The following is a 25,280-nucleotide window of genomic DNA, read 5'->3' as shown; positions in this document are numbered from 1 at the left end:
CGGCTGTCACGCGGTCTCGACGAACTCCATCAGCCGCTCGCCCTCATGCTCGAAGATGCGCCCGCCCACACCGACGCCGATCGCGAAGACCGCGATGCCGGTCGCGAGTCCCGCCCAGAACGTCGCGGGAGCGAACTGCGACCCCTCGAGCATCGTGAGCACGAGCAGCCAGATGGTCGGCACGCTCACCACGATCGCGCCGAGGAACGCCGCGGCGGGGCCGTATGCACCGCGCGACGTCGGCCGCTGCGGCTGCTGGAACGGGCTGTCGCCCGGACGCGACACGGCGTAGGGAGCGATCACCGAGACGATGCTCGAGAATCCGAGTGCCGACAGCAGGAGGCTGGCCCCGAGGCCGGTGAGCGGAAGGAGCAGACGCCAGTCGTCGATCCACAGCAGCGTGAGGGGAACGGCGATGGCGAGCACGGGAACAGCCACGAGTATGACCGGGACGAGTCGTCCGAGACGATCGGGGATGCCGCGGACGCCGCTGGCCACGTGCGTCCACAACGCCGTGGAATCGTAGGCGACGTCGTTGTGCGGGAGCCACCCGAAGAACAGGGCCATCACCGGGACCGGAACGAGCGCAGCGATCTCGAGCGGCACTCCGGCGACGAGGAGAGGCAGCACGGTGAGCACGCCCGCGACGGGGACGACGATGAGGTTCATGATGTACCTGCGGTCGCGCAGCCAGTAGACCAGGCTGCGCGAGGCGATCGCACCGAAGGCGTTCGACGGGAGCAGGCCGAACCAGCCGAGGCCCGAGCGCTCCCGCAGGGTCACGGGCCGCTCTGTGGTGGTGAGCAGTCTGCGCACCAGCCACGACCACGCCACGCAGAGCACCAGGATGGTGACGAGGGCCACGATGCCGCTGATCCAGTTTCCGGCGACATCGTTTGTCGCGAAGGAGAAGAGGAACCGCGACGACGCCGCCAACGGGGTGAACCCGATCGTCGCCGTCAGCGACGCGACCGCCGCAGGAACCTGCCCGTCCCACTTGAGCGAGGCGAGGAACACGGCGACGGGGAACGCGATCACGATCACGGCCAGTGCGAAGAGCGCGGTGAGCTCGCGCGACCGACGCTCCGGCAGCAGCAGCGCGTTGACCGCCATGCCGATGCGCGCCGAGAGGATCGTCGACAACAGGCTGACGACGCTCATCAGCACCGCGACGAACCAGGGTGCGCCGAGCCTGATCGCCACGATGCACACGCTGATGTTCACTGCGATCAGGGCAAGGCTCGGGACGCTGACGAACGAGGCGAGGGTGAGGATCCAGGGCATCTGCCGCTCATCGACCCCGAACACCGCGAAACGCCGGGGATCGAGCTGGTCGACGGCACCCACGAGGATCGGCCCGACCAGGAACCCGAGGAGCAGAGCGGCGCTGCCGAGCACGATGACCGTGCGCGCGACAGCGACAGGGGCGTCGTCGAGGCTGAGGACCGCAGCGCAGACCACAGCCGTCAGAACCACCACGACAGCGAGCATGACCAGGGTGCGGACCCGACGTTCGCCGCGAAGCGATCCGATCAGGAGCGCCGCCCTCAGTCGGAGAACGTGTGCAGCCACTCGAGCCCCTCCACCTCTCCGATGCCACCGGAGAGTTCGACGAACCGCGCTTCGAGCGTCTGCCCTGCGCGGACCTCATCGATCGTGCCTTCGGCGAGCACCTCTCCCCCGACGATGATCGCCACGCGCGAGCAGACGCGCTCGACGAGGTCCATGCCGTGGCTCGAGAGGACCACCGTTCCACCGTGCGAGACATAGGCCCGCAGGATGTCCAGGATCACCGCGGAGGACACCGGGTCGACGGCCTCGAAGGGCTCGTCGAGCACCAGGACGCGCGGCGAGTGGATCATCGCACCCGCGAGCATGATCTTCTTCGTCATGCCGGCCGAGTAGTCGGAGACGACGCGGTTCAGCGCCTCTCCGAGGTCGAAGGCTCGTGCGAGGTCGGCGACGCGCTTCTCGATCACCGCCGATGCGAGCCCCCGCAGCAGCCCGTAGTAATAGAGGAGCTGCCGCCCGGTGAGCCGGTCGAACGTGCGGAGGCGATCGGGCAGCACGCCCATCATGCGCTTCGCAGCGAGCGGCTTCGCCGACTGATCGATGCCGCAGATCGCGATGTCGCCCGCGTCGGCACGCAGAAGGCCCGCCACGATCGAGAGCGTCGTCGTCTTGCCCGCACCGTTGGGACCGACGATGCCGTAGAACGACCCTGCGGGCACAGTGAGATCTATGCCGTTGACCGCGGTGTGGTCGCCGAAGCTCTTCACGAGGCCGCGGATGCGGATGGCTTCGGAGCCGGATGCCTCCTCGATTCCGCCGACGGCCTCATCCGTCTCATCCGTATCGGACACGGCGTCGACGAACTCGGATGTCGCGTCCTCGTCGACGGTCGGCTCCTCAGCGGACTCGATGACCGGCTCGGCTTCCGCCGTGGCGCCTTCGACCGGTGACGTGTCGAGGGCAGGATCGGCCGACGCTTCGTCTGCGGATCGCGTGCTCGGAGTCGACTCGACGGGCGCGGACGTCGCATCGTCTTCGCTCTCGACGGCGACCGCGTCGGAGGATGCCGCCGCCTCGGTCGTCAGCGGCAGCGACGGGGTCTCGATGGGGGTCTCGATGCGCGTCTCGACAGCGGCATTCTCTTCGAGAACCTCGCCCGTCGTGTCTGACTCAGTGACGCCGAGCTCGCGTGGATCCGCGTCGGCCGTGGTCACATCAGCTCCCGTTGTGTCCACAGCGACGGCCTCGATCGCCACAGTGTTCTCAGCCTCGACTGCCGACTCCTTCGCCGCAGCCGCCTTGGCAGCGGCCGCCTTCGCTGCGGCCGCCTTCGCTGCCGCAGTCTTCGCCGCTGCTGTTCTCGCGGCGGAGGTGCGCGCCGCCGACTTCGCCGCAGCGCTCTTCTCTGAGGCCGCCTTGGCCGCGGCGGTCTTCGTGGCGGCGGTCTTCGCGGCCGACGTGTTCGACGCCCCTGAGGCAGCAGTCTTCGAGGCAGCCGTCTTCGCAGCGGGGGCCTTCGCAGCGGCGGCCTTCGCAGCGGCCCCCTTGGCCGCCACGGTCTTGGCTGCCGTCGCCGTGCTCGCTGCGGAACGTGCCGAAGCGGACTTCGCCGCAGCCGCACGAGCCGTCGTGTCGCGCGTCGAGTTCTTGGCTGCGGCCGCGCGCGCCGCAGCGGTCGTCGTCTTCTTGGATCCTGCGGATCGCGGACCGGAGCTTGCGGAGCTCCGGTCGATCTTCAACGCCGGCTCGGCGACCACCTCGACGGTCGCCGCGGCCTTGTCGGCTGCGGCCTTCGACGGAGCACGTGTGCCGGTCGTCTTCTTCGCGGGGGCCTTGCGGGCGGGAGTCTTCTTCGGGGCGGCGGGCGCGGCGTCAGCCACCTGATCGGTGCGGTCGTCGGAGGAAGAAGCAGTCACCGTCCTACGGTATCAACGGGTGCCGACTTTCTTCGGGTCACCGCAACAAATCGCCCTTCGGATCGTCAGACCGACCTCTCGTCGCCCTGATCTGGACGAATCTGAGTGTTGGGTGTGTACTGGATCACGAATTGGCAACAGCGACCTCAACCCCCGGGGCTTCCCAGGCTTGATCGCTAGCATGACTCTCGGCACGACGAAGTGTCTGGTCGGTGAACCGACCGTGAACACATACTTCCTTTAGGAGCACTCGTGACTCTTCAGACCGTCATCCTCGCAGCAGGCATGGGCTCACGCCTGGGCCGTGCTCTGCCGAAGCCGCTCACGGAGCTGAGCGACGGCCGCACGATCATGGGCCAGCAGCACGACAACATCCGCGCCGCCTTCGGATCGGACGCCCGCATCACCGCCGTCGTCGGATACCGCGCCGAGACCATCATCGAAGCATTCCCGAACGTCAACTACGTGCACAACGAGCGCTACGACGAGACCAACACCTCGAAGAGCCTGCTGCGCGCCCTCAGCGCCACGGGCAAGTCCGGCGTGCTCTGGATGAACGGCGACGTGGTCTTCGACCCGATGATCCTGGGTCGGGCGGCCGCCTACATCGAGCGCGACCAGTCGTTCGTCACCGTCAACACCTCCAAGGTCAGCGACGAAGAGGTGAAGTACACGGTCACCGCCGAGGGCTTCATCAACGAACTCTCCAAGACCGTCAAGGGCGGCCTCGGCGAGGCTGTGGGCATCAACTACATCTCGTCCGCGAACAAGAAGGCGTTCATGCGTCAGCTGCAGCGGGTCGAGGATCAGGACTACTTCGAACGCGGCCTCGAGCTGTCGATCGCGGAGGACGGACTCCTTCTCGAGCCGATGGACGTCTCCGACCTGTACGCGGTCGAGGTCGACTTCGCCGAAGACCTCGAGCGGGCGAACCTGTTCGTCTGATCGCTTCCACGAAAGCCCGGCTCCGTCAAGGGGAGCCGGGCTTTCGGCGTTTTCGCGGTCTGGGTTCCTAGGATCGTTCCATGGCCCCCAAGGTGCACAAGATCCACTCCCTCCCCGACGACGCCGCGTGGGACAAGGGGGTGCCGCCGGTGGGCTCCGCGGAGCACCCGCTGATGGTCCGAGGACTCGATCGCGTTCTCGCCATCCAGCGCCCTCTCGTGCTCGCGCATATCCGCAGCATCCGCCTGAGGAACCCGCACGCGTCGCCCGAGCAGATCATCCGCATCCTCGAGCGTCGCTACCTCGCGGCTGTCACGACCGGCGGTGCCGCCGTCGGCGCGACCGCCGTCGTTCCCGGGATCGGCACAGGCATCACCCTCGCCCTCTCAGGGGTCGAGACCGTGGGGTTCGTCGAATCGACCGCACTGTTCGCGCAGTCGGTCGCCGAGGTCCATGGGATCGCGGTCTCCAACCCCGACAGGGCCAGGGCCCTGGTGATGACCCTGATGCTCGGCAAAGAGGGCGTGGCGCTGGTCGGACAGCTGGCAGGACAGGCGACGGGTCGCGGCGGCACGCGATCGTCGTACTGGGGTGAGACGGTGACCAAGTCGCTTCCTCGGGCCGCCGTCGGACCGCTGGTCGACCAGCTCAAGACCCGGTTCGTGAAGCAGTTCGCCGCGAAGGGCGGAGCATCCTTCATCGGCAAGGCGCTGCCGTTCGGAGTCGGTGCCGCGGTGGGTGGCGCGGGCAACCACATCCTCGGACGCCGCGTCCTCACGACATCGCATCATGCCTTCGGCGTCGCCCCGATGGACCTGCCCCTCGAGCTCGAGCCGGTCGACGGGGCGGAGAAGCTCGAACTGCGGATGCTGCACGGCGCGCAGTTCGTCGGCGGCGCCGTCGCGGGTGCGGCCGGATCGGCGGCACGCGGTGTGGGCTGGGCAGGACGGAAGATCGCATCCGTCGGTCGTGGCCGCAAGAGCGGCGCCGACGAGATCGGCCCGTCGGGAACTCACGATCTTCCGGGCGAGCTCGGATCCGGCAGGTCGGACGTCGTCCAGGACTGACGCGATTCGGCATCCGCCGCAGCCTGCGCCGACTGCACGACAGCAGCCAAAGGATCCGGCGACCCGTTGTGGCGAGCATCCAACGGACGAGGCCGACCCGACGATAGGGTGGAATCCGTGACGGACAAGCCCGAACTCTCGACCACCGCCGGCAGGATCGCAGACCTCCGCGCTCGCTACAACGAAGCCGTTGTCGACGCTGAGAAGGTCGCGCAGGAGAAGCAGCACGCCAAGGGCAAGATGACCGCCCGCGAGCGCATCGAACTGCTCGTCGATCCAGGGAGCTTCGTCGAGTTCGACGAGTACGTCCGACACCGCACGACCTCGTTCGGCATGGATCGCAATCGCCCGTACGGCGACTCGGTCGTCACGGGTGTCGGCACGATCCACGGACGCACCGTGGCCGTGTACTCGCAGGACTTCACCACGTTCGGCGGCTCTCTGGGCGAGGTCTCGGGCGACAAGATCATCAAGATCATGGAGTTCGCGCTGTCCGGCGGCATGCCGATCATCGGCATCCTCGATTCGGGCGGAGCCCGCATCCAGGAGGGCGTGCTCGCGCTCAGCAAGTACGGTGAGATCTTCCGTCTGAACACCCGTTCGTCGGGCGTCATCCCGCAGATCTCACTCATCATGGGCCCCGCAGCCGGCGGCGCCGTGTACGGCCCGGCGCTGACGGACTTCGTGATCATGGTCGACAAGACCAGCCAGATGTTCGTCACCGGCCCCGACGTCATCAAGACCGTGACCGGCGAGGACGTCGGCATGGAAGAGCTCGGAGGAGCCCTCACGCACAACACCCGCTCGGGTGTCGCCCACTACCTCGCCGAAGACGAGGACGACGCGATCGACTACGCTCGCACGCTGCTCGGGTTCCTCCCCGACAACAACATGGCGGAGATCCCGGCTTACGAGAGCGGCTTCGAGTGGGAGACGACGGATGCCGATCGCTCGCTGAACACGATCATCCCCGACTCCGCCAACCAGCCGTACGACATCCACACCGTGATCGAGCACGTCGTCGACGCGGGCGACTTCATCGAGGTCCAGCCGCTCTTCGCACCGAACATCGTGATCGGCTTCGGACGTGTCGAGGGCCGCTCCGTCGGCATCATCGCCAACCAGCCGTCGCAGATGGCCGGAACACTGAACATCGAGGCGGGCGAGAAGGCCAGCCGGTTCGTGCGATTCTGCGACGCGTTCTCGATCCCGATCGTCACGCTCGTCGACGTGCCCGGGTACCTGCCGGGCACCGACCAGGAGTGGACCGGCGTCATCCGCCGCGGCGCGAAGCTCATCTACGCGTACGCCGAGGCGACGGTTCCTCTGGTCACGGTCATCCTCCGCAAGGCCTACGGCGGGGCCTACATCGTGATGGGCTCGAAGCAGCTCGGTGCGGATGTCAACCTCGCCTGGCCCACGGCGGAGATCGCCGTGATGGGCGGTCAGGGTGCGGTCAACATCCTCTACCGCGGCGAGATCAAGCGTGCCGAGGAAGCCGGCGAGGACGTCGCCGCCGTGCGCACGCGCCTCGCCAACGAGTACACCTACAGTGTGACCTCGCCTTTCCTCGCCGCGGAGCGCGGCGAGATCGACGGCATCATCGAGCCCGCGAACACCCGGGTCTCGATCGCCAAGGCGCTGCGCGCCCTCCGTGGGAAGCGCGCCGAGCTGCCGCCCAAGAAGCATGGGAACATTCCGCTGTGACCATCGGGGCAACGCGGGACGCGACGTCGGAGGAACACCAGCCGCCGACGATGCAGATCACTCGGGGTGCCGCCACCGAGGAGGAGCTCGCCGCTCTCATCGCGGTGGTGAGCGACGCCTACGCGCAGGAGGCTTCCGAGGCCGTGGCAGACGAGCCTCGCGTGTCGGCATGGGCCCGCACGCAGCGACCGCTGCGACGTCCGCTGCGACGCGACATCCCGTGGGGCCGCTTCGCGGGGTGACCGCAACGGGCACGGAGTGCCTGCGAGGCCCGGAGCCCCCCGGCTACCGGGCCACGCAGACGACCCTCCGATGATGCGGGGCCGTCGCCCCTGGCACCTTGTAACCCCAGATGGCGCATCTCTTCGATAGTACATCGAATGGAGTTATAGCCCTGGGGGCGTAACCGATATACCGGTATGTGAATCGCGGGACGGCGTTCAGTCCTCCAGGTAGAGATCCGAGGCCCGGGGTGTGAGAACGGCGTCGAGCACGACACAGGCCGCGCCCACCGCACCGACGTCGTCTCCGACGACGGCACCGTCGACGGTCAGTGTGCGCACTGCGCGAGTCGCGCTCCTCCGGTGCAACGGCTCGGGGATCTCACGAAGGTAGACATCGGAGAGCGGCCCCCAGAACGGGCCCCCGAGGACGACGCGATCGACGTCGAGCACGTTCGTGAGCACCGAGATCAGCACCGCGAGATGGCCGGCAGAACGACGCAGCACGCCGAGCGCCGGCAGCTCCCCTGCCGAGGCCCGCTCGCACAGGCGCAGGAACCGCTCGTCGACCTCGTTCGCGCCTCCGCCCTGAGGCTCATCGTCGAACACCCCCGCCGCCTCGGCCTGCTCGACGATCGCCTGCGGAGTGCACACCACCTCTACGCAGCCGCGCGAGCCGCACGCGCACGGCGGCCCCTCCGGGTCGACAATGATGTGGCCGATCTCACCGAAGTTGTGGGTGCTGCCGGCAACCACGCCGCCGTCGCGCGCGGCGGCTGCTCCCAGCCCCGTGCCGAGGTACACGAAGAGAAAAGACCCCTCGGACGTCGCATCTCCCGTCCACAGCTCCCCCACCGCGGCAGCGGTGGTGTCCTTCTCGAGCGTGACCTCGAAACCCGTCGCCTCCGCGAGCACCGAGCGCAGCGGAACACGGTGCCACCCGTCGAGCTTCGGAGGGTCGATCACGGTGCCCTTCGCGGCGTCGAGCGGGCCGGGAGCAGCGACTCCGACTCCCGCGACCAGATCCCGATCGATGCCCGCTTCGTCGATCAGGATCTCGATCGTCTTCGCCATCGTCTCGACGATACGGCTCGGATCTCGGTCCTGAGTGCGCACGACCCTCCGACCGACCGCCTCGCCGGTCATGTTCAGCAGCACGAACGTGATCACGGCCGGATCGAGATGCACGCCGACCGAGAAGCGACTCTCCGCCACCAGGCGCAGCGTGACGCGCGGTTTGCCCGGCCCGTTGATGGTCCGCCCGGCTTCGGCGATGAGCCCCTCGTCGAGAAGACGCCGGGTGATGTTGGTGATCGTCTGCGCGGAGAGACCGGTCGCCTCGACGAGTTCGATCCGGCTGAGTCCTTCACCCGACCGGCGGATGGCCTCGAGGATGACCGACTGATTGAAGTCGCCCATACGGGGGAGGTTTGTTCCTCGACGCATTCCCATGCCCCATCTTCTCGCACCGGGGCCGCATCCGTGTCCCCCAAAATACCTACAGACAACGACTTGACTAACCGCGAAACTGATTTAGACGCTCAGCGTTCGGCTGGTCTCTCTGTCCCAGGGTAGATAGACGCAGACCGGCCACCAGCGGACGGTTTTCGGGTAACTTGTCCGCTTGGCGAGGGGCAGGCGGATTCGCCGCCCCTCGCCCACTCTGTCTGACCTCGACTCTGACCTCCCTCCCCCGGCCAGAGCCGAGGGCAGGGCCAGGCGTCAGCCCTCCGGCGCGTCTCGGGGGATCTCGTGCCACACGTCGACGGCATCGTCGTCGCTCTGTCCGCCTGCACCTGCCCGACCGACGATCGTCACGGCGGTGAGAGGATCCTGAGCCGCCCGGATGATCCACCGCTCCGCATCGGCATCGCGCAGCACTCGCGCGAGCTCGTCGCGGATCGTCGCGCGCCTCTCCTCGTCGACGTCTGCCAAGCCGCCCTCATCGAAGACCGTGACCACGGCACCCCGGCGACGCGCGTCCTCGATCGCATCACGTACCGCGTCGTTGAGCAGATCCGCGCCGCGCAGCTCGTCGCGGAGCCGTCCCTCGGCCAGGCGCGCCTGCAGACGTTCCTCGTCGTTCAGCGAGCCGCGAGAGGCGACCGTGCGGCTGAGCACGGGCCCGGCGACCGCGAGCGCGAACTGCGTGCGCAGGCGACGTTCCTTCTGGCGCACCTGCTGGGTCGCGTGCCACGCAGACACCGCCTGCTGGATTCCCGCGAGACGCTCGGTGTCGCGGACGGCTCTGTCCCAGAAGATCACGAGCAGGTGAGCGATCACGACCCACATGAGCGAGCCGACGAGACCGAGCGACAGTGCGACGAAGAAGCCCAGATACGCCGACGAGGTGGCGACGAGGACGGCCACCACCAGCCAGCCGATGACGAAGCGACGCCGCACGATGCACACGACGCCCATCAGACCGAGGGCACCGATGTACCAGGTCGCGAACGGCGCCGTGCGCGTCAGCGGATCGAGAGACAGCGTCACGAGCACCGGGATCAGGATGCTCGAGACCAGGGTCGCCAGCGCCGCCCAGAGAGGCATGCGCACCGAGATCGCGGAGTCCCAGAGGATCGCGACGTTGACGACGACGAGGTAGAGGGCGATCGCCGCGACCATCAGCAGCGGTGCGGAGGGCTGCTCGATCCACCAGACGCCTCTGGCGGCGAAGTACATCGCGAAGCCGACAGCGAGTGAGGTCGCGACGCTGCGCACCGTGCGGTTCATGGACGCTCCCAGCCGAGAGTGACAGTGGTGCCGCACTCGCTCGAGTCGATCTCTGCGGTGCCGGCCACTCCGGCCATGCGCGCGAAGATCGATGCTCTGATTCCGAGGCGGTCGGCACCGATCGCCCGAAGATCGAACCCCGGCCCCGTGTCCGAGATCGTCACGGTGATGCCCTCGTCACCTCGGCCCTCCACGAGGATGTGGAGGCCGCGCCCGCCCGCGTGGGTGACGGCGTTGCCGAGCGCCTGCCTGGCAGCGAGCACGAGCGCTCTCGCGGCGCGTCCGGGGATCAGGCCGATCCCGCCTCGTTCCTCGACGATCGCATCCGCCCCGAGCTCCGAGAGCGCTCTGCGGAGCTCGACCACGATCTGTGCCGCACCCACAGGTTCATCGCTCCCCTCCTGAGCGACTGCGGCCTCCGTGTTCGCCAGCCGGGTGAGAGCCTCGCGCGCCATACCCACGGCGAGGTCCTGCGCGCGCTCTCCCTCCGCTCGCTCGGCGGCGATCAGTGCCGCGAGAACGCTGTCATGCATGAGGGCCGACATGGCCGCGCGCTCCTCTTCTGCCGCGGCCGCGGCCGCTGCCCCCGCATACGACGCGACCGCCCGCGCGCGAGCCTCGTCGACGCCCGCGGCGACCGAACGGAACATCCACCCGAGCGCGATGATGACGAAACCGAGAATCAGCGTGAACGACACGTCGAAGGCCGTCGTCACCCAGAAGTCACGAGAGAAGTCGCCCTCGACGAGACGGACGTAGCCGTAGACGAACGGCAGACACAATGCCCAGGCGAACTGGAGCCAGAGCGGGAATGCGAGCATGGCGGCCACGACGCCCACGTTGACGAGGAAGAAGATCCATGGCTGGTCGGCCGCCTCTCCCACCGGGTCGACGAAACTCGGCCATGCACCGAGCGCGACCGTGTAGACGATCGCGAACGCCCCCGACGCCGTCCTGACACCACGGCCGATGACGCACGCGATGAGCATCACGATCAGCGGAATGAAGACGACGAGCAGGATCGTGATGCGCGCAGCATCCGACCCCGATGTGGTGGTGATGCCCGCGATCAGCGCCTGCGCTCCGAGAACGCCCGATCCGATCGCGACGACAGTGGCGAGGATGCGCTCCATGCGCTTGCCGGTGAAGCGCTCGAACTCGGTCTCCACACTGCCGGGAGAAGGGATCTTGCTCCAGGCCTCGCGGATGCTGAGGGGATCAGCGGCCACTCGGCGCCCCGTCTGCGGCGACGATCCCATCCTCCATCGCGCGGCGCAGAAGGTCGACCTTCGTCGGTGCCGGTCGGCCGACCTCCACGTACTTGACCCGGATGCGAGTGATGTTCTCCTTCGCGGTCGAGTAGGCCACGCCGAGTCGCTCGGCCACAGCCTTCAGCGGCAGGCCGGCCGCATAGAGCCGCAAGACCTCTCGCTCTCGGGTCGACAGCTGGGCATCGGCGAAGTCGCGATCCCCGTCGACGGCGCTCGCCCACTCGACGTTGTTGAGCGCCTCGCCCTGGGCGACGGTGCGGATGGCGTCGAGCACGTCGTCGAGCGCCGAGGACTTGCTCACGACGCCCGCCGCACCGGCGGCGAGCGCCTCGCGCACGGCCGCCGGTCGATCGGCGACGCTGTGGATCACGACGCTCGCGCCGTCTGCGACGAGTGAGCGGACGTTCTCCGTCACCGTGGTGCCGTCGCCGAGCGTCAGGTCGAGCACCACCACGTCGGCCGGCTGCGATGACGTCGCCGACCTCCACTCGAGATACGACACGACCGTGCTGCCGGAGAAGACGACGGTCTGCGCTCCGTCACGAGCGCACGCCGCCTCGAGACCGAGACGGACGGATTCGTGATCGTCGATGAGTGCGACCCTGCTCATCCGCCCAGCCTACTGAGTAGTCAGCGTCCGCAGATCACCGGTCACCGAGTGAGCAGCGCGACGACCTCGAAGTGGTGCGAGTGCGGGAACAGATCGAACCCTCGCAGAGTCCCCACGTTCCACCCATGCGCACGGAAGGTGCCGAGGTCACGGGCGAGCGCGACGGGGTCGCACGCGACGTAGGCGATGGCTTCGGGGGCGAGCGTGTCGAGAGCGTCGACCACGGCGCGGCCGGCGCCCGCACGCGGCGGATCGAGGACGACGGCTCCTGCGCGCGTACCCGCGGGGACACCGGCGAGATAGCGGTCGACTCTCGCCGTCACGGCATCCACTGCGAGGGGCGCGAGGTTCTGCTGCGCGTGAAGGGTCGCTCGTCGGCTCGACTCGACCGTGACGATGTCGGTGCCGCCGAGATCGGCGAGCGACGCGGCGAAGAGCCCGACTCCCCCGTAGAGATCGAAGTGCTTCTTCTCGGGGTCGACATGGCCGTCGAGGATTCCGTAGACGGCGCCGTCGAGCACCGAGGCGGCACGGGGGTGCACCTGCCAGAATCCACCGGCGTCGACCTGGAACCGACGGTCGCCCACCTGCTCGTAGACGACCTCGGGGGCGGGCCGACGATGCTGGCCCCGCGCCGGGCGCTCGTCGAGGCGGTCTCGGCGGATGACCCGCACCTCGCCGTCGCCGGGTTCGACGAGGTCGACGCTTCCCGCGTCGCCGCCGGCGAGGCGCAGGGCCGCCTTCGCGACCGCCGGGCGGGCGAGCGGGTGGGAGCTGACCGGGATCACGCGGTGGCTGCGCGCGGCATAGGGCCCGACCCGGCCCTCGTCGTCGACGTGCAGGGTGACCCTCGTGCGCCACCCGGTGCCGTCGGTGGAGTCGACGGCTTCGATCTCGGGGGCCTCGAGTCCGGGACCGGCGAAGCGATCGAGCGCCTCAGTCAGCACCTGACGCTTCAGCACGCGCTGCTGCGCGAGGTCGATGTGCCCGAGGTCGGCACCACCCGGCCGATCCTCCGGGGCGCGAGAGACGTCGGCCTCCGCCCAGACGTGCGGTCGGCGGTGCGGCGAAGCCTCGAGGACCTCGACCGTCTCGGCGCGCCAGAAGCTCTTCGACTCTCCGGTCGAATCCTCGGTCAGGCGCGCGCGGACCCGCTCACCGGGGATGGCGTCGGAGACGAAGACGACGCGACCTTCGTGTCGGGCGATGAACGTGCCGCCGTGCGCGATGCCGGTGATGTCCAGATCGAGCAGGGCTGGGGAGGAAGTCATCCTTCGAGGATACGGTGGTGAACATGCGCGTCTGCCTCGCCTCCACCTCTCCCGCCCGTCTCATGCTGCTGCGACAGGCCGGCATCGAACCGCTGACCCAGTCGCCCGGCGTGGATGAGGATGCGGTCGCCGCCGCTGCCGCTGCCGAACGCGGCGCCGAGCTCGCGCCGGCCGACCTCGTGCTGCTGCTCGCCCGTGCGAAGGCCGCGGATGTCGCCCAGCGGCTCGCGGAGGACGGGTCGTTCGACGGCATCGTGATCGGCGGGGACTCGATGTTCGAGATCGGCGGTCGTGTCTACGGCAAGCCCTACACGGCGGAGGAGGCGACGAGGCGCTGGCAGGAGATGCGCGGCGCCACCGGGATCCTGCACTCGGGCCACTCGGTCTTCCGGGTCTCCCCCGGCTCCGCTCCGGTCGAGGCCACCGCGACGGCGGAGGCTTCGGTGACCTTCGCCGAGGACATCACGGATGCCGAGATCGCGGCCTACGTCGCCTCCGGCGAGCCTCTGCTCGTCGCCGGCGCATTCACGGTCGACAGCCTGGGCGGAGCCTTCATCACGCGCGTCGACGGAGACCCGTCGACGGTGGTCGGGATGTCGCTGTCGACCGTCCGCCGCCTCGCTGCGGATCTCGGCGTGACGTGGACCGACCTCTGGTCGTAGAGTCTCGTCGACGTTTCTCCCTCTTTCTTGTGGAGAGTCGTCAAAGCGAACGCCACCCTTCTCGCTAGGCTGGCAAGCATGCCTGATATCGCCAAGGTGCTCATCGCCAACCGCGGCGAGATCGCCGTCCGCATCATCCGTGCCGCTCGCGACTCGGGGATCGCCTCGGTCGCCGTGTACGCCGACCAGGACCGGGACGCTCTGCACACCCGCCTCGCCGACGAGGCCTACGCCCTCGGCGGTGCCACGAGCGCCGAGACCTACCTGCAGATCGAGAAGATCCTCTCGATCGCCCGCCGTGCCGGCGCAGACGCCGTGCACCCCGGGTACGGCTTCCTCGCCGAGAACGCCGACTTCGCCCGCGCCATCATCGGTGCAGGCATGACCTGGATCGGCCCCTCCCCCGAGGCCATCGAGGCGCTCGGCGACAAGGTCACCGCCCGTCATGTCGCCGAGAAGGTGGGCGCTCCCCTCGCCCCCGGCACGCCGGGCCCGGTCGCCGGAGCGGACGAGGTCATCGCGTTCGCCCAGGAGTTCGGTCTGCCGATCGCGATCAAGGCCGCGTACGGCGGTGGAGGCCGAGGCCTCAAGGTCGCCCGTGAGCTCGACGAGGTCGCCGAGCTGTTCGAGTCGGCCACCCGTGAGGCCGTCGCGGCGTTCGGTCGTGGAGAGTGCTTCGTCGAGAAGTACCTCGACAAGCCCCGCCACGTCGAGACCCAGTGCCTGGCTGACGCGGAGGGCAACGTCGTCGTGATCTCGACGCGTGACTGCTCGCTGCAGCGGCGCCACCAGAAGCTCGTCGAGGAGGCACCGGCTCCGTTCCTCACGGACGAGCAGAACGACCTGCTCTACTCGGCCTCCAAAGCCATCCTCAAGGAGGTCGGCTACGTCGGCGCAGGAACCTGCGAGTTCCTGATCGGCGCCGACGGCACCGTGTCGTTCCTCGAGGTCAACACCCGCCTGCAGGTCGAGCACCCCGTCTCCGAAGAGGTCACCGGCATCGACCTGGTGCGGGAGCAGTTCCGCATCGCCGCCGGCGGCACCATCGACTACGACGACCCGAAGCCGACCGGCCACTCGATCGAGTTCCGGATCAACGGCGAAGACCCCGGTCGCGGGTTCCTCCCCCAGCCGGGTCCGATCCACGTCTTCAAGACCTTCGGCGGCCCCGGCATCCGGCTCGACTCCGGCGTCACCGCGGGCGACTCGGTCTCGGGAGCATTCGACTCGCTGCTCGCGAAGATCATCGTCACGGGCAAGGACCGCGCCGAGGCTCTGGAGCGGTCGCGCCGGGCGCTCGACGAATTCGAGGTCGCCGGCCTCCCGACCGTGATCCCGTTCCACCGCAAGGTCGTCCGCGACCCCGCCTTCACCGCGGAGAACGGCGAGTTCGGCATCTTCACACGCTGGATCGAGACCGAGTTCGAGAACGACATCCCGGCGTGGGACGGCGAGCTCGAGTCTCCCGCGGCCGCCGAGAACCGCCACACGGTGGTGGTCGAGGTCGCAGGCAAGCGCCTCGAGGTCAGCCTTCCGGACCGCGTCGCTGTAGCCGCAGGCACCGCCGGACGACCGGCCGCCGTGCCGCCGTCTCGTCGCAGCCACGCCACCTCCGTCAGCGCCGGTGCTTCCGGCGACGCCGTGAAGTCGCCCATGCAGGCCACCGTCGTCAAGATCGCCGTCGAGGAGGGGCAGCAGGTCGTCAAGGGCGACCTCGTCGTCGTGCTCGAGGCGATGAAGATGGAGCAGCCGCTGCAGGCCCACAAGGACGGCACGATCGCGAACATCAGCGCGGTCGCCGGTGCGACGGTCTCGGCCGGGCACCAGCTGCTCACGATCAGCTGACCACACGCATCACGACGAAGGCCCCCGCCTCGAGGCGGGGGCCTTCGTCGTTCCCTCAGTCCGCAGGGGCAGTCGCGCACCACTCGTCGAACAGCCCCTGCCCCGTCGGTGTGCCGAGGGCGGCGCGTGCCGCCGGCGAATCGTGGAACTCACGCAGCGCGGACCAGACGACCTGCGGGTGCGTCTTCAGCATCGCCGGGGCCACGGTGACCGTGGCGGGAACACGCATACCGTCGGACGCGGTCACGCGACCGGGGTCCACGCGGAGTCGGATCAGCGGGAGCTCATCCATTCCTCGACGGGGTTCGGTCGTGTCCGGCTCCACGCGCCGGATCGCGCTCCACGGCACGTAGAGGGTCTCGGTGGCACGCATCAGGAGCACCCCGTCATGGCCGATGCCCAGCCCCATCGGTCGACGGCCGAAGGAATCGGAGCGGTATTGCGTGATGGCCGCGCGCACCGCCGTGTAGACGAACAGCGCGGCGGTCGCCGCGAGCACCGCCACGCCGAGGAAGGCCTCCGGTCGGCCGGTCAGCCCGATCCCGACCGCCACGATCGTCGCGGCCGTGAGCACGATGGCCCACACGACGCACAGCATCAGGGTGACGACGCCCGGGCGCCGCTCCGGCACGAAGTGCACGCGTGCATCAGGGCTTCCTATCTGCCCGCGCGTCAGCGTCGCCGCGTCGACCAGACGCGCGCTCCCTGCGGCGAAAGGCCTGCGGGCAGCGACGGCGAGGGCCGTGAGACCGAACAGCGCGACGAACGCCCCCGACCACAGCGGCCCCGCGGCGCCGCCGGAGAATCCGACCATGGCGGCCGCGGCGGCGAAGAGGACCACGCCGAGCCAGAGCATGCCGGTGTTGCGTCGAGGGCGACGTTCACCCCACTTCGCCGGCCATCCCTGCAACCGCGGCGATGCGAACGAATCCGTCACCGCTGCCCCTCCGCGACGAGGAGCGGCGGTTCGACGAGGGCAGTTCGCATGGCCACCATTATCGCAGCGCATTCGAAGTAGGCTGATCGCCGGACCACCACCGAGGAAGGATCGCATGTATCGGATCGACCCCGCGCGACTCACGGCGCACGCCGGCGCACTGACCGACGATTCCGGATCGACGGCCACAGCCACGACCTACGCCTCCGACCACATCACGCTCGAGTACCTCGACACCTCTTTCGTCTATTCGAAGGCTCTGTTCGCGGCCAATGAGACGGTGGAGGCGCTCAACAGCTACTTCGGCGCACTGAACACCGCGCTGACGGCATCCGCGACCGAGCTGCAGGGCACGGCGACCCGATCACTCGAACTCGACGACGCGATCGAAGCCGACCTCGACCGGAACTATCCCGGCGGGAGCGGCAGCGGTGCCACGACATCGGCGGACGATGCGTCGTCCGGTTCGCCCCACAACGCAGTGGACGAGCTGTCCCCTCCGGCCACCGAGACTCCGGAGGATCTGGTCTCCACCATCCTCACGACCGACTGGCTGAGCCCGTCGTCGGTGCTGGCCCAGGTGCTGGACTGGATCTTCGACTGGAACTACCTCGACGTCATCTCCAAGAACTTCAGCGGCGATTGGAACAAGCTGTATGAAGTCTCGGACTCGCTCCGCAAGCTCGGCGCCTACACCGGCACCCAGGGCGACAACGTGGCCTACGAGATGGCCGTGACCGCCGGATCCTGGACCGGGGAAGCGGCGACAGCCGCGAACGCGTTCTTCACCGACCTCGCGGAGCTCCTCCGTGAGGCGGGCACCAAGATCGCCGAGCTCGGACCGGAGTTCGAGATGGTGGCGCGGGGCATGATCAGCACGGCTGCACTGGTGAGCGGCATCTTCTCGAAGATCCTCGACGCCGCACTCGTGGCCGCCGTGTGCATCGCGGCGGGCACAGTGACGATCGAGACGGTCGTCGGTGGAATCCTCGGCTACCTCTGCGGTGGCATCGAGATCGGATACGCCCTGTGGCTCGCCAAGTCCGCCTACGACACCGTGCAGTCCGTCCTGACCTTCTTCGACGCGCTGAACGCCTCGGTGGGAGTGCTGAGCTCGCTGCTCGCGGGCGGCACCGACCTCCCCCTCCCCGTCGGATACGACAATGCGCAGGTGAACTGATGATGGACGACCCCTCGATCTCTCCCGAAGGAGAAGTCCCCGGCCAGCCCCGCGTGCTCGGCACCGCTCAGGCCGGAAGTCCCCTCGACCTCCGCGCCCGCGAACTGCTCGCACGCCTGAGCCGCGATCCGCAGATGGACGAATCGGTGCGCAATCGCGCTCAGGCGGCGCTCGCCGGACGCGCGACGCTCCGCGACGTCGCCCAGACCCCGGCATTCGCCGCACGGATGGAAGAGGCGGGCCGCCTGCTCAAGGCCGCCCTCGCCGATATGGACGACGAGCAGCGAGAAGCCGTGCGAACGGCCTTCCTGTACGGACCGGGCGACCGCTCCGACACGACCGGTTCGGGTGACGACCGTGCGCGGTGAGCGCGCGCTCGCGGTCGTCGGCACGGCACTCGCCGCGATCCTGCTCAGCAGCTGCTCGTCTTCCGCGGAATCCACGCTGACCGTGCAGTTCGAAGAGGGCGAAGGACAGACCGTCTCGGTTTCAGATCTGCAGTGCGTCACCTCAGGCGATCGATTCACCGCATCCAGCGCGCAGGACCGCGTCGGCGAGCTCTCGGCATTCACCGCGTCCATCACCGGTGCCTCGGACGCTACCACCTGGATCAGCCTCGGAGACGACCGGTGGCTGCTGACGACGGACGCGTTCGAGCATGACGGCGCGGTGACGTTCGACAACGCCGAAGCCCGAATCGGCACGTCCGCCGAGGGGTATCCGGCCGAACTCGAGACGTCGGCGACACTCGACGGCACACTGACCTGCACATCGCAGAAGGACTTCTGAGGGGAGTGAGATGGACAGTCGAATCATCTCGATCGAGCACGACCAGCTGGACGCCGCGTGCACCGAGATCTCGGAGCATGTGAGGCAGATCGACGCCGAGCTCGATCGACTCGAGGCTGCGGCGGACGCGCTGTCCTGGCAGTGGTCAGGAGAGGCACAGGTCGCCTATCGTGTGGCGCAGCGCGAATGGCACCAGTCGATGCGCGAGATGACGGCGATCGCACATGCGCTGTCCGCGATCGCCCATCGGGGCAACAACAGCTTCCGTGCGCAGGATCGCCGCGACGCGGCCGTCTGGGCACGCTGAGGCGAGCCGTCGGACTCGCGCCGGTACCGTCGTCGCAGACGACGGTACCGGCCGCGGTCCGACCGTCTCGACGAGCTACGAGATCTTCGCGTTGACGAGGTGCATCGCCCGGCTCGCGTCGGTGATGCTGCTCGACAGCGACGGGTACGCCGCGAACACACGCGAGACCTGGTCGACCGTCAGACGGCGTTCGACTGCGACGGCGATCGGGTAGATCAGCTCGGATGCCTTCGGTCCGACGATCACGCCGCCGATCACGGTGCCGGAGCCCTTGCGGGCGATGAGCTTCACGAAGCCGTCCTTGATGCCCATCATCTTGGCCCGTGGGTTCGCGGCGAGAGGCAGCTTGTAGACGAGCCCGTCAGCCACGCCGTCCTCGACGTCCTTCTCGGAGTATCCGACCGTCGCGATCTCGGGCGCGGTGAAGATGTTCGACGTGATCTTGATCAGCTCGAGCGGGATCACGATGTCGCCCAGCGCGTGGAAGACGGCCGTGCGGCCCTGCATCGACGCGACGGATGCCAACGGGAAGAAGTTCGTGCAGTCGCCGACGGCGTAGACGTTGGGAACCGAGGTGCGAGCCACGCGGTTGACGCGGACGTGTCCGCTCTCGTCGAGTTCGACTCCCGCATCCTCGAGGCCGATGCCCGCGGTGTTGGGGATCGATCCGACGGCCATGAGGCAGTGGCTGCCGTCGACCGTGCGGCCGTCCGACAGCGTCGCCGTCACGCCGTCCTTCGTGACCTCGACCTTCTCGGCGCGAGCCTTCGAGAGCACCGTCATGCCACCGCGCTTGAAGACCTTCTCGAGCACGCGCGCGGCATCCTGATCCTCGCCCGGAAGCACCTGGTCGCGGCTGGACACCAGGGTGACCTTGGCGCCGAGGTTCATGTAGGCGGAGGCGAACTCGGCACCGGTCACACCGGATCCGACGACGATGAGGTGCTCGGGCAGAGCCTTCATGTCGTACAGCTGCGTCCAGGTGAGGATGCGTTTGCCGTCGGGCTTCGCCGAGTCCAGCTCGCGCGGCGACGCGCCGACGGCGACGATGATCGTGTCGGCCTCGATGCGGTCGAAGTCCGTGCCGCCGTGACCGGTCGAGACGATGATCGCGTTCGGCCCCTCGAGGCGTCCGTGTCCGGACAGGATGCGCACGCCGGCTTCGAGCAGCGCAGAGCGCATGTCCTCGGACTGCTGTCCGGCGAGGGCGATGAGTCGCTTGTTGACGGCGGCGAGGTTGATCGCGATCTCGGGCTTCAGCGGCTTGCCGTGCTCGCCCTTCGCGTAGAACTGCACACCCAGGTCGGATGCCTCCGAGATCGCGATGGCCGCATCGGCCGTGGCGATCAGGCTCTTCGAGGGGACGACGTCGGTGAGGACCGCCGCGCCGCCGACGCCCACGCGCTCGACCAGGGTCACCTCGGCTCCGAGCTGGGCGGCGGCGAGCGCCGCCTCGTAGCCGCCGGGACCGCCGCCGAGCACGGCGACGCGCTGAGTGCGCTCAAAAGGGGTGGAAGACATGATCTCCATTCTTCCGCAATCCTGGCCCCCGAGTCTGCACCTTCCTAGAGTGGATCCATGTCCGAAACACACAGCAACCCCCTCGACGACCCGAATGCGAACCCGTTCGGGGTCGCAGCCGACGCAGCCGCCGACATCGCGCGCCTGACCGGAGTCGAGAAGCACGACATCGCCTTGACCCTCGGCAGCGGCTGGGGCAAGGCCGCCGACATCATCGGCGAGACCACAGCGACCATCCCCGCCACCGAGGTCACCGGATTCTCGAAGCCCGCTCTCGAAGGGCACGTGGGCACTCTGCGCAGCATCCGCACCCCCGACGGCAAGAACGTGCTCGTCATCGGCGCCCGCACCCACTACTACGAGGGCCACGGTGTGCGCCGGGTCGTGCACTCGGTGCGCACAGCCGCAGCCACGGGGGCGAAGATCATGGTGCTCACCAACGGTGCAGGCGGCGTCCGCGAGACGTGGACCCCCGGCCAGCCGGTGCTGATCAGCGACCACATCAACCTCACCGCCGACTCGCCTCTCGAAGGGGCGACCTTCATCGACCTCACCGACCTCTACTCCCCGCGCCTGCGTGACATCGCCCGCAGTGTCGATCCCTCGCTCGATGAGGGCGTCTACACGCAGTTCCGCGGCCCGCACTACGAGACGCCGGCCGAGGTGCAGATGGCGAAGCACATCGGCGGCCACATCGTCGGCATGTCGACCGCCCTCGAAGCGATCGCCGCACGCGAGGCAGGCATGGAGATCCTCGGGTTCTCGCTCATCACGAACCTCGCAGCCGGCATCCAGAAGACGCCTCTCAGCCACGCGGAGGTCATCGAAGCCGGCCGCGAGGCCGAGCCGGTGATCTCGGCGCTGCTGGCCCGAGTGGTCGAGGCGCTGTGAACGACGAGCGCCTGGCGCAGGCGCGCGCCTGGATGAGACAGGACCCGGATCACGAGACCCGCGACGAGCTCGCCGCGGTCATCACCCGCGCGGCCTCCGGCGACGAGGCGGCGGCCGCCGACCTCGACGACCGCTTCGGCGCCAGACTCGCGTTCGGCACGGCAGGGCTCCGCGGGGCGCTCGGCGCCGGCAGCAACCGCATGAACCGCGTGCTCGTCGCGCAGGCGGCCGCGGGTTTCGCCGCCTACCTGCGAGAGAAGTCGCACGGCCGCACGCCGACGGTCGTCATCGGCTATGACGGCCGCCGCAACTCCCGGGTGTTCGCGACCGACTCCGCCGAGCTGTTCGCAGGGGCAGGTCTGCGAGCGATCCTCCTCCCGAGGCTGCTGCCGACACCCGTGCTCGCCTTCGCGGTGCGCCACCTGGGGGCGGACGCCGGCGTCATGGTGACGGCATCGCACAACCCGCCGAACGACAACGGCTACAAGGTCTATCTGGGCGGCGCCGACCAGGGTTCGCAGATCGTCGCACCCGCCGACGCCGAGATCGCCGCGCACATCCAGCGGGTCGCCGACGCGGATGACGTCTCGGCCCTGCCTCGCTCCACCGACTACGAGACGGCGGGTGAGGACGTCGTCGAGGCGTACGTGGCAGCGACAGCCGCGATCTCGCCCGCGCCTGCGGGCGCATCGGACCTCCGCTGGGTCTACACCGCGATGCACGGGGTCGGCTGGGAGACGCTGTCGAAGATCGTGTCGGCCGCCGGATACCCACAGCCGATGGTCGTCGCGGAGCAGCTGACGCCCGACGCGACGTTCCGCACCGTGTCGTTCCCCAACCCCGAGGAGCCGGGGGCGATGGACCTGTCGTTCGCTCGGGCGCGCCGAGTGCAGGCGGACTTCATCATCGCGAACGATCCGGATGCCGACCGCCTCGCGGTGGCCATCCCCGATGCGTCCTCCGAGAGCGGATGGCGTCGCCTCACCGGCAACGAGGTCGGACTCCTGCTCGGTGCGCGCGCAGCTCGGGCGGCTGCGGGCACTCCCGGGGCCTCCCTGGCCTGCTCGCTCGTCTCCTCCCCCGGCCTCGGCGCCGTCGCCGCGCACCACGGCCTCGACTTCCACGAGACGCTCACGGGCTTCAAATGGATCTCCCGCGCCCCCGGCATCGTGTTCGGGTTCGAGGAGGCCCTCGGGTACCTCGTGAACCCCGAGACCGTGCGCGACAAGGACGGCATCTCGGCCGCCGTCGCGGTCCTCGGTCTCGCGGCCGAGGCTCACGAGCGCGGGAAGTCGCTCGCCGACCTGCTGTCGGAGCTGGGCGACACCTACGGCCATTTCGCCAGCGGACAGGTGTCGGTGCGCGTGCAGGATCTCTCGGTCATCGGCAGTGTGATGCTGTCCCTGCGCACGATCCCGCCGCGGCAGCTCGGTGGCCACGCCATCGCCTCTGCGGAGGATCTGCTGCACGCCGACGAGGGACAGCCGTCCGGCGATGTGCTGCGGTACAGGCTCGCAGACGGCTCGCGCATCATCGTGCGTCCGAGCGGCACCGAGCCGAAGCTCAAGGTCTACATCGACGCCACCGCCGACTCTGCGGACCGGGCGAGTGCGACGGTCGCGGAGCTCGAGGCCGCAGTGCGCGTGCTCCTGGAAGAACGCTCGTAGGCCGCATGCCGAGAAGACATGTCGTGATCAGCGCGCACAACGGGGTGCACGCGCGCCCCGTCGCCGAGCTCGTCAGGCTCGTGCAGGCGCACCCGCACGTCGTGACTCTGCGCACGTCGTCGGGCGCAGTCGTGGACCTCAGCAGCGTTCTCGCGCTGATGGACCTCGCACTCGCGCCCGGCGACGCGGTGGTGCTCGAGACGGCGGAGTCGGCGGATGCCGAATCGGTCCTCGACACCCTGGCCGGCGTGCTGGATCCTCGGGCCTGACGCGGTCGTCAGCCGTCGATGACGGCGACGAGCTCGTCGAGGAATGCCTCGAAGGTCGTGCCTCGGCGGAGGATCCGCTGCACGCTGTCTCGTTCGCTGAACACCTCGACGAGCTGCTCGAACACCGTCTGGAATGCGGCGCGGTCGCTCTCGCTGAAGGCGGCGAGGGCGACCACCTGCACGCGCCCCTCCCCCCAGGCCGCCGATCCGTCGGCGACGCCGATCGCGATCGCGGTGCGCGTCGCGGTCATCTGCAGCGCGTGCGGCACCGCGAGGGCATCGGTGAACGCCGTCGATGACATGCGTTCGCGGAGGATCGTGTTGTCGACGTAGTCGTCGCCGATGAGACCGGCATCGACGAGCAGTCCGCCCAGCCGCCGGATGATCGCCTCCTCGCCCTCATCGGGCAGCGGGTAGACGAAAGCATCGGCGACGAAGTAGCGCGCGAGCTCGGCGCGAAGCCTCGTCAGGCGCCGCGCACGCCTGACGCGCGCTGCGGCCTGCTGGATCCGATCGACATCGGCATCCGTGAGGAACGGCTGGATGCGTACGAAGCGATCTCCCGACGCGCCCGGTTCGATCGTGCTGAGCACCAGATCGGTGTCGAACGATGCCCAGTCCGGGTCGACCTTGGTGATGACGCTGGTCACCTCGATCGCCGAGCCCAGGGAGCGGTCGACACTTGAGCGCAGCAGCTCGTGGAGCTCGTAATAGCCGGGACACACGATGGTCGCCGTGAGGATCGACTCCGCTTTGCGGCTGCGCTCGAGGCGGCCGCCGACGTGCATGGCGATGTATGCGATCTCGTCGTCGTGGATCGGCGTGCCGAGTCGGTCGTGCAGGCCACTGGCTATCGAGACGGCCACCTCGAAGATCATCGGATACGAGGTCTTGAGCGAACGGGTCAGCGGATTGCGCGTCAGCGCGCTCTCCTCGGCTCGCCGCATCAGATTCTGCACGTGCAGGGCGAGGCGCAGCACGAACGTCTCGTCGACCAGATCGACCTGGAAGTCCTCCGCCGCTCTCGCGATCTCGGCTCGGACGGCGGCCTCGACCCGCGGGTCGACGCCGCTGCGGGCGACATCGCCCGCAGCGTCCTCTCCCGGTGCCACGATGCGGGTGAGCACAAGGGACGCGAGATGGCCGCTGTCGCCGTCTCCGAGCGTGACAGAGAAGTGCTGCTGAGCGAGGCGGGCGATCACGGCGCCGACCCGCGGGATCTCCTCGCGTGCGCCGGCGGGCCCCGACTCTAGCGCGTGCCCTGCGGCGACCCTCTCGGCGGCGATGGCGATGTGCAGCAGGACGTCGGAGATCGCGAGCTCGTTGACGTAGTAGCCCTGCTCGCCGAGCTCGCGCACCAGCTCGGATTTGAAGGGCGCGACGGCATCGGCGGCGATGACCCCTCCGGCGAGCGCTCGCCGGAACGTCTCGGGGTGGAACGACGCGGCGTCCATCTCGTCGTGCGCCAGCCGAGACAGCAGGCGCCGCTGTGCCGCCTCGTTGCCGCGCAGGCGCACGATCTCCCGGTCTCTCTCGAGGGTGAGATCGGTGCCGTCGATCAGAGCGCGCACGCGGGCGAGGTCGGCTTCGAGAGTGGCCTCACTCACGTGCAGCGCCTCGGCCGTGGTGAAGACGTCGACGCCGTCCGGCACATCCAGCAGCGTGCGCACGAGACCGTGCAGGCGGTCGCGCGGAGCGGACTCACCGCTCTGACGGGCGCGCAACGCGTTCCGCGCCCCTGACCCGGCGCGGTACCCGGCCGGGCCCGATTCGACGGCATCCGCCGCTCCGGTCCTCGCATTCAGGGCGGCGACGTACGAGCGGATGCTGCGCGGGGTGACGCCGAGCTGATCCGCGAGGTTCGCTGCCGTCACCCACTTCTCCTGTCGGAGCAGAGACGACAGGAGCTGGTCCTGGCGCTGTCGCGACATGATGCTCCCTCCTCCGTGCCGACTGCAC

23 protein-coding genes are annotated in these 25,280 nt (G+C 68.8%); 13 read left to right on the top strand and 10 right to left on the bottom strand.

All coding sequences use genetic code 11. The features are described 5' to 3' along the window. Positions 1 to 6: 6 nt before the first annotated feature. A complete protein-coding gene (locus OB895_RS17890; RefSeq protein ID WP_056373359.1) occupies positions 7 to 1,572 on the bottom strand; it encodes a hypothetical protein in 1,566 nt (521 codons plus the stop codon). Continuing rightward, positions 1,548 to 3,428, bottom strand: coding sequence for an ATP-binding cassette domain-containing protein (locus OB895_RS17885; protein WP_311878519.1), 1,881 nt, complete (start codon positions 3,426 to 3,428; stop codon positions 1,548 to 1,550). Before OB895_RS17885 ends, OB895_RS17890 begins: the two co-directional genes overlap by 25 nt. Before the next feature lie 252 nt (positions 3,429 to 3,680). Here OB895_RS17885 and OB895_RS17880 point away from each other — a divergent pair, with 252 nt between their 5' ends. The 4 genes from OB895_RS17880 to OB895_RS17865 all read left to right on the top strand — a co-directional run bounded on the left by OB895_RS17880 (position 3,681) and on the right by OB895_RS17865 (position 7,389). Next, positions 3,681 to 4,373: a phosphocholine cytidylyltransferase family protein gene (locus tag OB895_RS17880; protein WP_042536498.1), complete on the top strand. Its 693-nt coding sequence runs from the start codon at positions 3,681 to 3,683 to the stop codon at positions 4,371 to 4,373. An 80-nt stretch (positions 4,374 to 4,453) separates the two neighbouring features. Beyond that, entirely contained in the window at positions 4,454 to 5,440 is a 987-nt protein-coding gene (locus OB895_RS17875; protein ID WP_228385539.1) for a hypothetical protein, read from the top strand. 117 nt (positions 5,441 to 5,557) lie between these two features. After that, positions 5,558 to 7,147, top strand: coding sequence for an acyl-CoA carboxylase subunit beta (locus OB895_RS17870; protein ID WP_375137374.1), 1,590 nt, complete (start codon positions 5,558 to 5,560; stop codon positions 7,145 to 7,147). Further along, a complete protein-coding gene (locus OB895_RS17865; RefSeq protein ID WP_376708822.1) occupies positions 7,144 to 7,389 on the top strand; it encodes an acyl-CoA carboxylase subunit epsilon in 246 nt (81 codons plus the stop codon). The genes OB895_RS17870 and OB895_RS17865 overlap by 4 nt, the downstream gene beginning before the upstream one ends. Positions 7,390 to 7,587: 198 nt before the next feature. On the opposite strand, the gene OB895_RS17860 is transcribed toward OB895_RS17865, so the two are convergent. The 5 genes from OB895_RS17860 to OB895_RS17840 all read right to left on the bottom strand — a co-directional run bounded on the left by OB895_RS17860 (position 7,588) and on the right by OB895_RS17840 (position 13,253). After that, positions 7,588 to 8,787: an ROK family transcriptional regulator gene (locus OB895_RS17860; protein ID WP_311878513.1), complete on the bottom strand. Its 1,200-nt coding sequence runs from the start codon at positions 8,785 to 8,787 to the stop codon at positions 7,588 to 7,590. Between the two features lie 303 nt (positions 8,788 to 9,090). Next, complete coding sequence (locus tag OB895_RS17855; protein ID WP_311878511.1) at positions 9,091 to 10,101, bottom strand: hypothetical protein; 1,011 nt, start codon at positions 10,099 to 10,101, stop codon at positions 9,091 to 9,093. Next, on the bottom strand, positions 10,098 to 11,330 hold the full coding sequence (locus tag OB895_RS17850; RefSeq protein WP_311878509.1) for a sensor histidine kinase: 1,233 nt from the start codon (positions 11,328 to 11,330) through the stop codon (positions 10,098 to 10,100). The genes OB895_RS17855 and OB895_RS17850 overlap by 4 nt, the downstream gene beginning before the upstream one ends. Next, complete coding sequence (locus tag OB895_RS17845) at positions 11,320 to 11,982, bottom strand: response regulator transcription factor (protein ID WP_042536493.1); 663 nt, start codon at positions 11,980 to 11,982, stop codon at positions 11,320 to 11,322. The genes OB895_RS17850 and OB895_RS17845 overlap by 11 nt, the downstream gene beginning before the upstream one ends. Positions 11,983 to 12,023: 41 nt before the next feature. Next, positions 12,024 to 13,253 (bottom strand): class I SAM-dependent RNA methyltransferase, encoded by a 1,230-nt coding sequence (locus tag OB895_RS17840; RefSeq protein WP_311878505.1) that lies wholly within the window; start codon positions 13,251 to 13,253, stop codon positions 12,024 to 12,026. Positions 13,254 to 13,276: 23 nt separating this feature from the next. Here OB895_RS17840 and OB895_RS17835 point away from each other — a divergent pair, with 23 nt between their 5' ends. Together OB895_RS17835 and OB895_RS17830 are read left to right on the top strand one after the other, a co-directional pair. Next, positions 13,277 to 13,915 carry a Maf family protein gene (locus OB895_RS17835; protein WP_056376263.1) on the top strand — a complete coding sequence of 213 codons (639 nt, stop codon included), beginning with the start codon at positions 13,277 to 13,279 and terminating at the stop codon, positions 13,913 to 13,915. A gap of 78 nt (positions 13,916 to 13,993) precedes the next feature. Beyond that, positions 13,994 to 15,760, top strand: coding sequence for an acetyl/propionyl/methylcrotonyl-CoA carboxylase subunit alpha (locus OB895_RS17830; RefSeq protein WP_311878502.1), 1,767 nt, complete (start codon positions 13,994 to 13,996; stop codon positions 15,758 to 15,760). Between the two features lie 55 nt (positions 15,761 to 15,815). On the opposite strand, the gene OB895_RS17825 is transcribed toward OB895_RS17830, so the two are convergent. After that, positions 15,816 to 16,697, bottom strand: a complete 882-nt coding sequence (locus OB895_RS17825) for a hypothetical protein (RefSeq protein WP_311878500.1) — start codon at positions 16,695 to 16,697, stop codon at positions 15,816 to 15,818. Positions 16,698 to 16,812: 115 nt separating this feature from the next. Here OB895_RS17825 and OB895_RS17820 point away from each other — a divergent pair, with 115 nt between their 5' ends. The 4 genes from OB895_RS17820 to OB895_RS17805 are packed head-to-tail and all read left to right on the top strand — an operon-like array spanning position 16,813 to position 18,973. After that, the gene (locus OB895_RS17820; RefSeq protein WP_311878498.1) at positions 16,813 to 17,877 is read left to right on the top strand and encodes a hypothetical protein; all 1,065 of its coding nucleotides are present in this window, start codon (positions 16,813 to 16,815) and stop codon (positions 17,875 to 17,877) included. Next, positions 17,877 to 18,245, top strand: coding sequence for a hypothetical protein (locus OB895_RS17815; protein WP_153302227.1), 369 nt, complete (start codon positions 17,877 to 17,879; stop codon positions 18,243 to 18,245). The genes OB895_RS17820 and OB895_RS17815 overlap by 1 nt, the downstream gene beginning before the upstream one ends. Continuing rightward, positions 18,235 to 18,666: a hypothetical protein gene (locus tag OB895_RS17810; RefSeq protein WP_311878495.1), complete on the top strand. Its 432-nt coding sequence runs from the start codon at positions 18,235 to 18,237 to the stop codon at positions 18,664 to 18,666. The genes OB895_RS17815 and OB895_RS17810 overlap by 11 nt, the downstream gene beginning before the upstream one ends. A 10-nt stretch (positions 18,667 to 18,676) precedes the next feature. Continuing rightward, positions 18,677 to 18,973: a WXG100 family type VII secretion target gene (locus tag OB895_RS17805; protein WP_311878493.1), complete on the top strand. Its 297-nt coding sequence runs from the start codon at positions 18,677 to 18,679 to the stop codon at positions 18,971 to 18,973. A gap of 75 nt (positions 18,974 to 19,048) precedes the next feature. Here the strand turns inward: OB895_RS17805 and OB895_RS17800 are convergent, their stop codons facing one another. Continuing rightward, entirely contained in the window at positions 19,049 to 20,503 is a 1,455-nt protein-coding gene (locus OB895_RS17800) for an NAD(P)H-quinone dehydrogenase (RefSeq protein WP_194285947.1), read from the bottom strand. Positions 20,504 to 20,551: 48 nt separating this feature from the next. Here OB895_RS17800 and OB895_RS17795 point away from each other — a divergent pair, with 48 nt between their 5' ends. From OB895_RS17795 to OB895_RS17785, 3 genes are read left to right on the top strand one after another with little or no spacing between them, the layout of a single operon-like run. Then, positions 20,552 to 21,385 carry a purine-nucleoside phosphorylase gene (locus tag OB895_RS17795; protein WP_311878491.1) on the top strand — a complete coding sequence of 278 codons (834 nt, stop codon included), beginning with the start codon at positions 20,552 to 20,554 and terminating at the stop codon, positions 21,383 to 21,385. Further along, the gene (locus OB895_RS17790) at positions 21,382 to 23,052 is read left to right on the top strand and encodes a phospho-sugar mutase (protein WP_311878490.1); all 1,671 of its coding nucleotides are present in this window, start codon (positions 21,382 to 21,384) and stop codon (positions 23,050 to 23,052) included. Before OB895_RS17795 ends, OB895_RS17790 begins: the two co-directional genes overlap by 4 nt. Before the next feature lie 23 nt (positions 23,053 to 23,075). Beyond that, complete coding sequence (locus tag OB895_RS17785) at positions 23,076 to 23,321, top strand: HPr family phosphocarrier protein (RefSeq protein WP_052492792.1); 246 nt, start codon at positions 23,076 to 23,078, stop codon at positions 23,319 to 23,321. Positions 23,322 to 23,329: 8 nt separating this feature from the next. Here the strand turns inward: OB895_RS17785 and OB895_RS17780 are convergent, their stop codons facing one another. Continuing rightward, a complete protein-coding gene (locus OB895_RS17780) occupies positions 23,330 to 25,252 on the bottom strand; it encodes a BglG family transcription antiterminator (protein WP_309689997.1) in 1,923 nt (640 codons plus the stop codon). Positions 25,253 to 25,280 lie beyond the last annotated feature (28 nt).

The sequence above is a fragment of the Microbacterium forte genome (assembly GCF_031885415.1).
GTDB lineage: Bacteria > Actinomycetota > Actinomycetes > Actinomycetales > Microbacteriaceae > Microbacterium > Microbacterium forte.
This window is presented reverse-complemented; position numbering and strand designations above follow the sequence as displayed.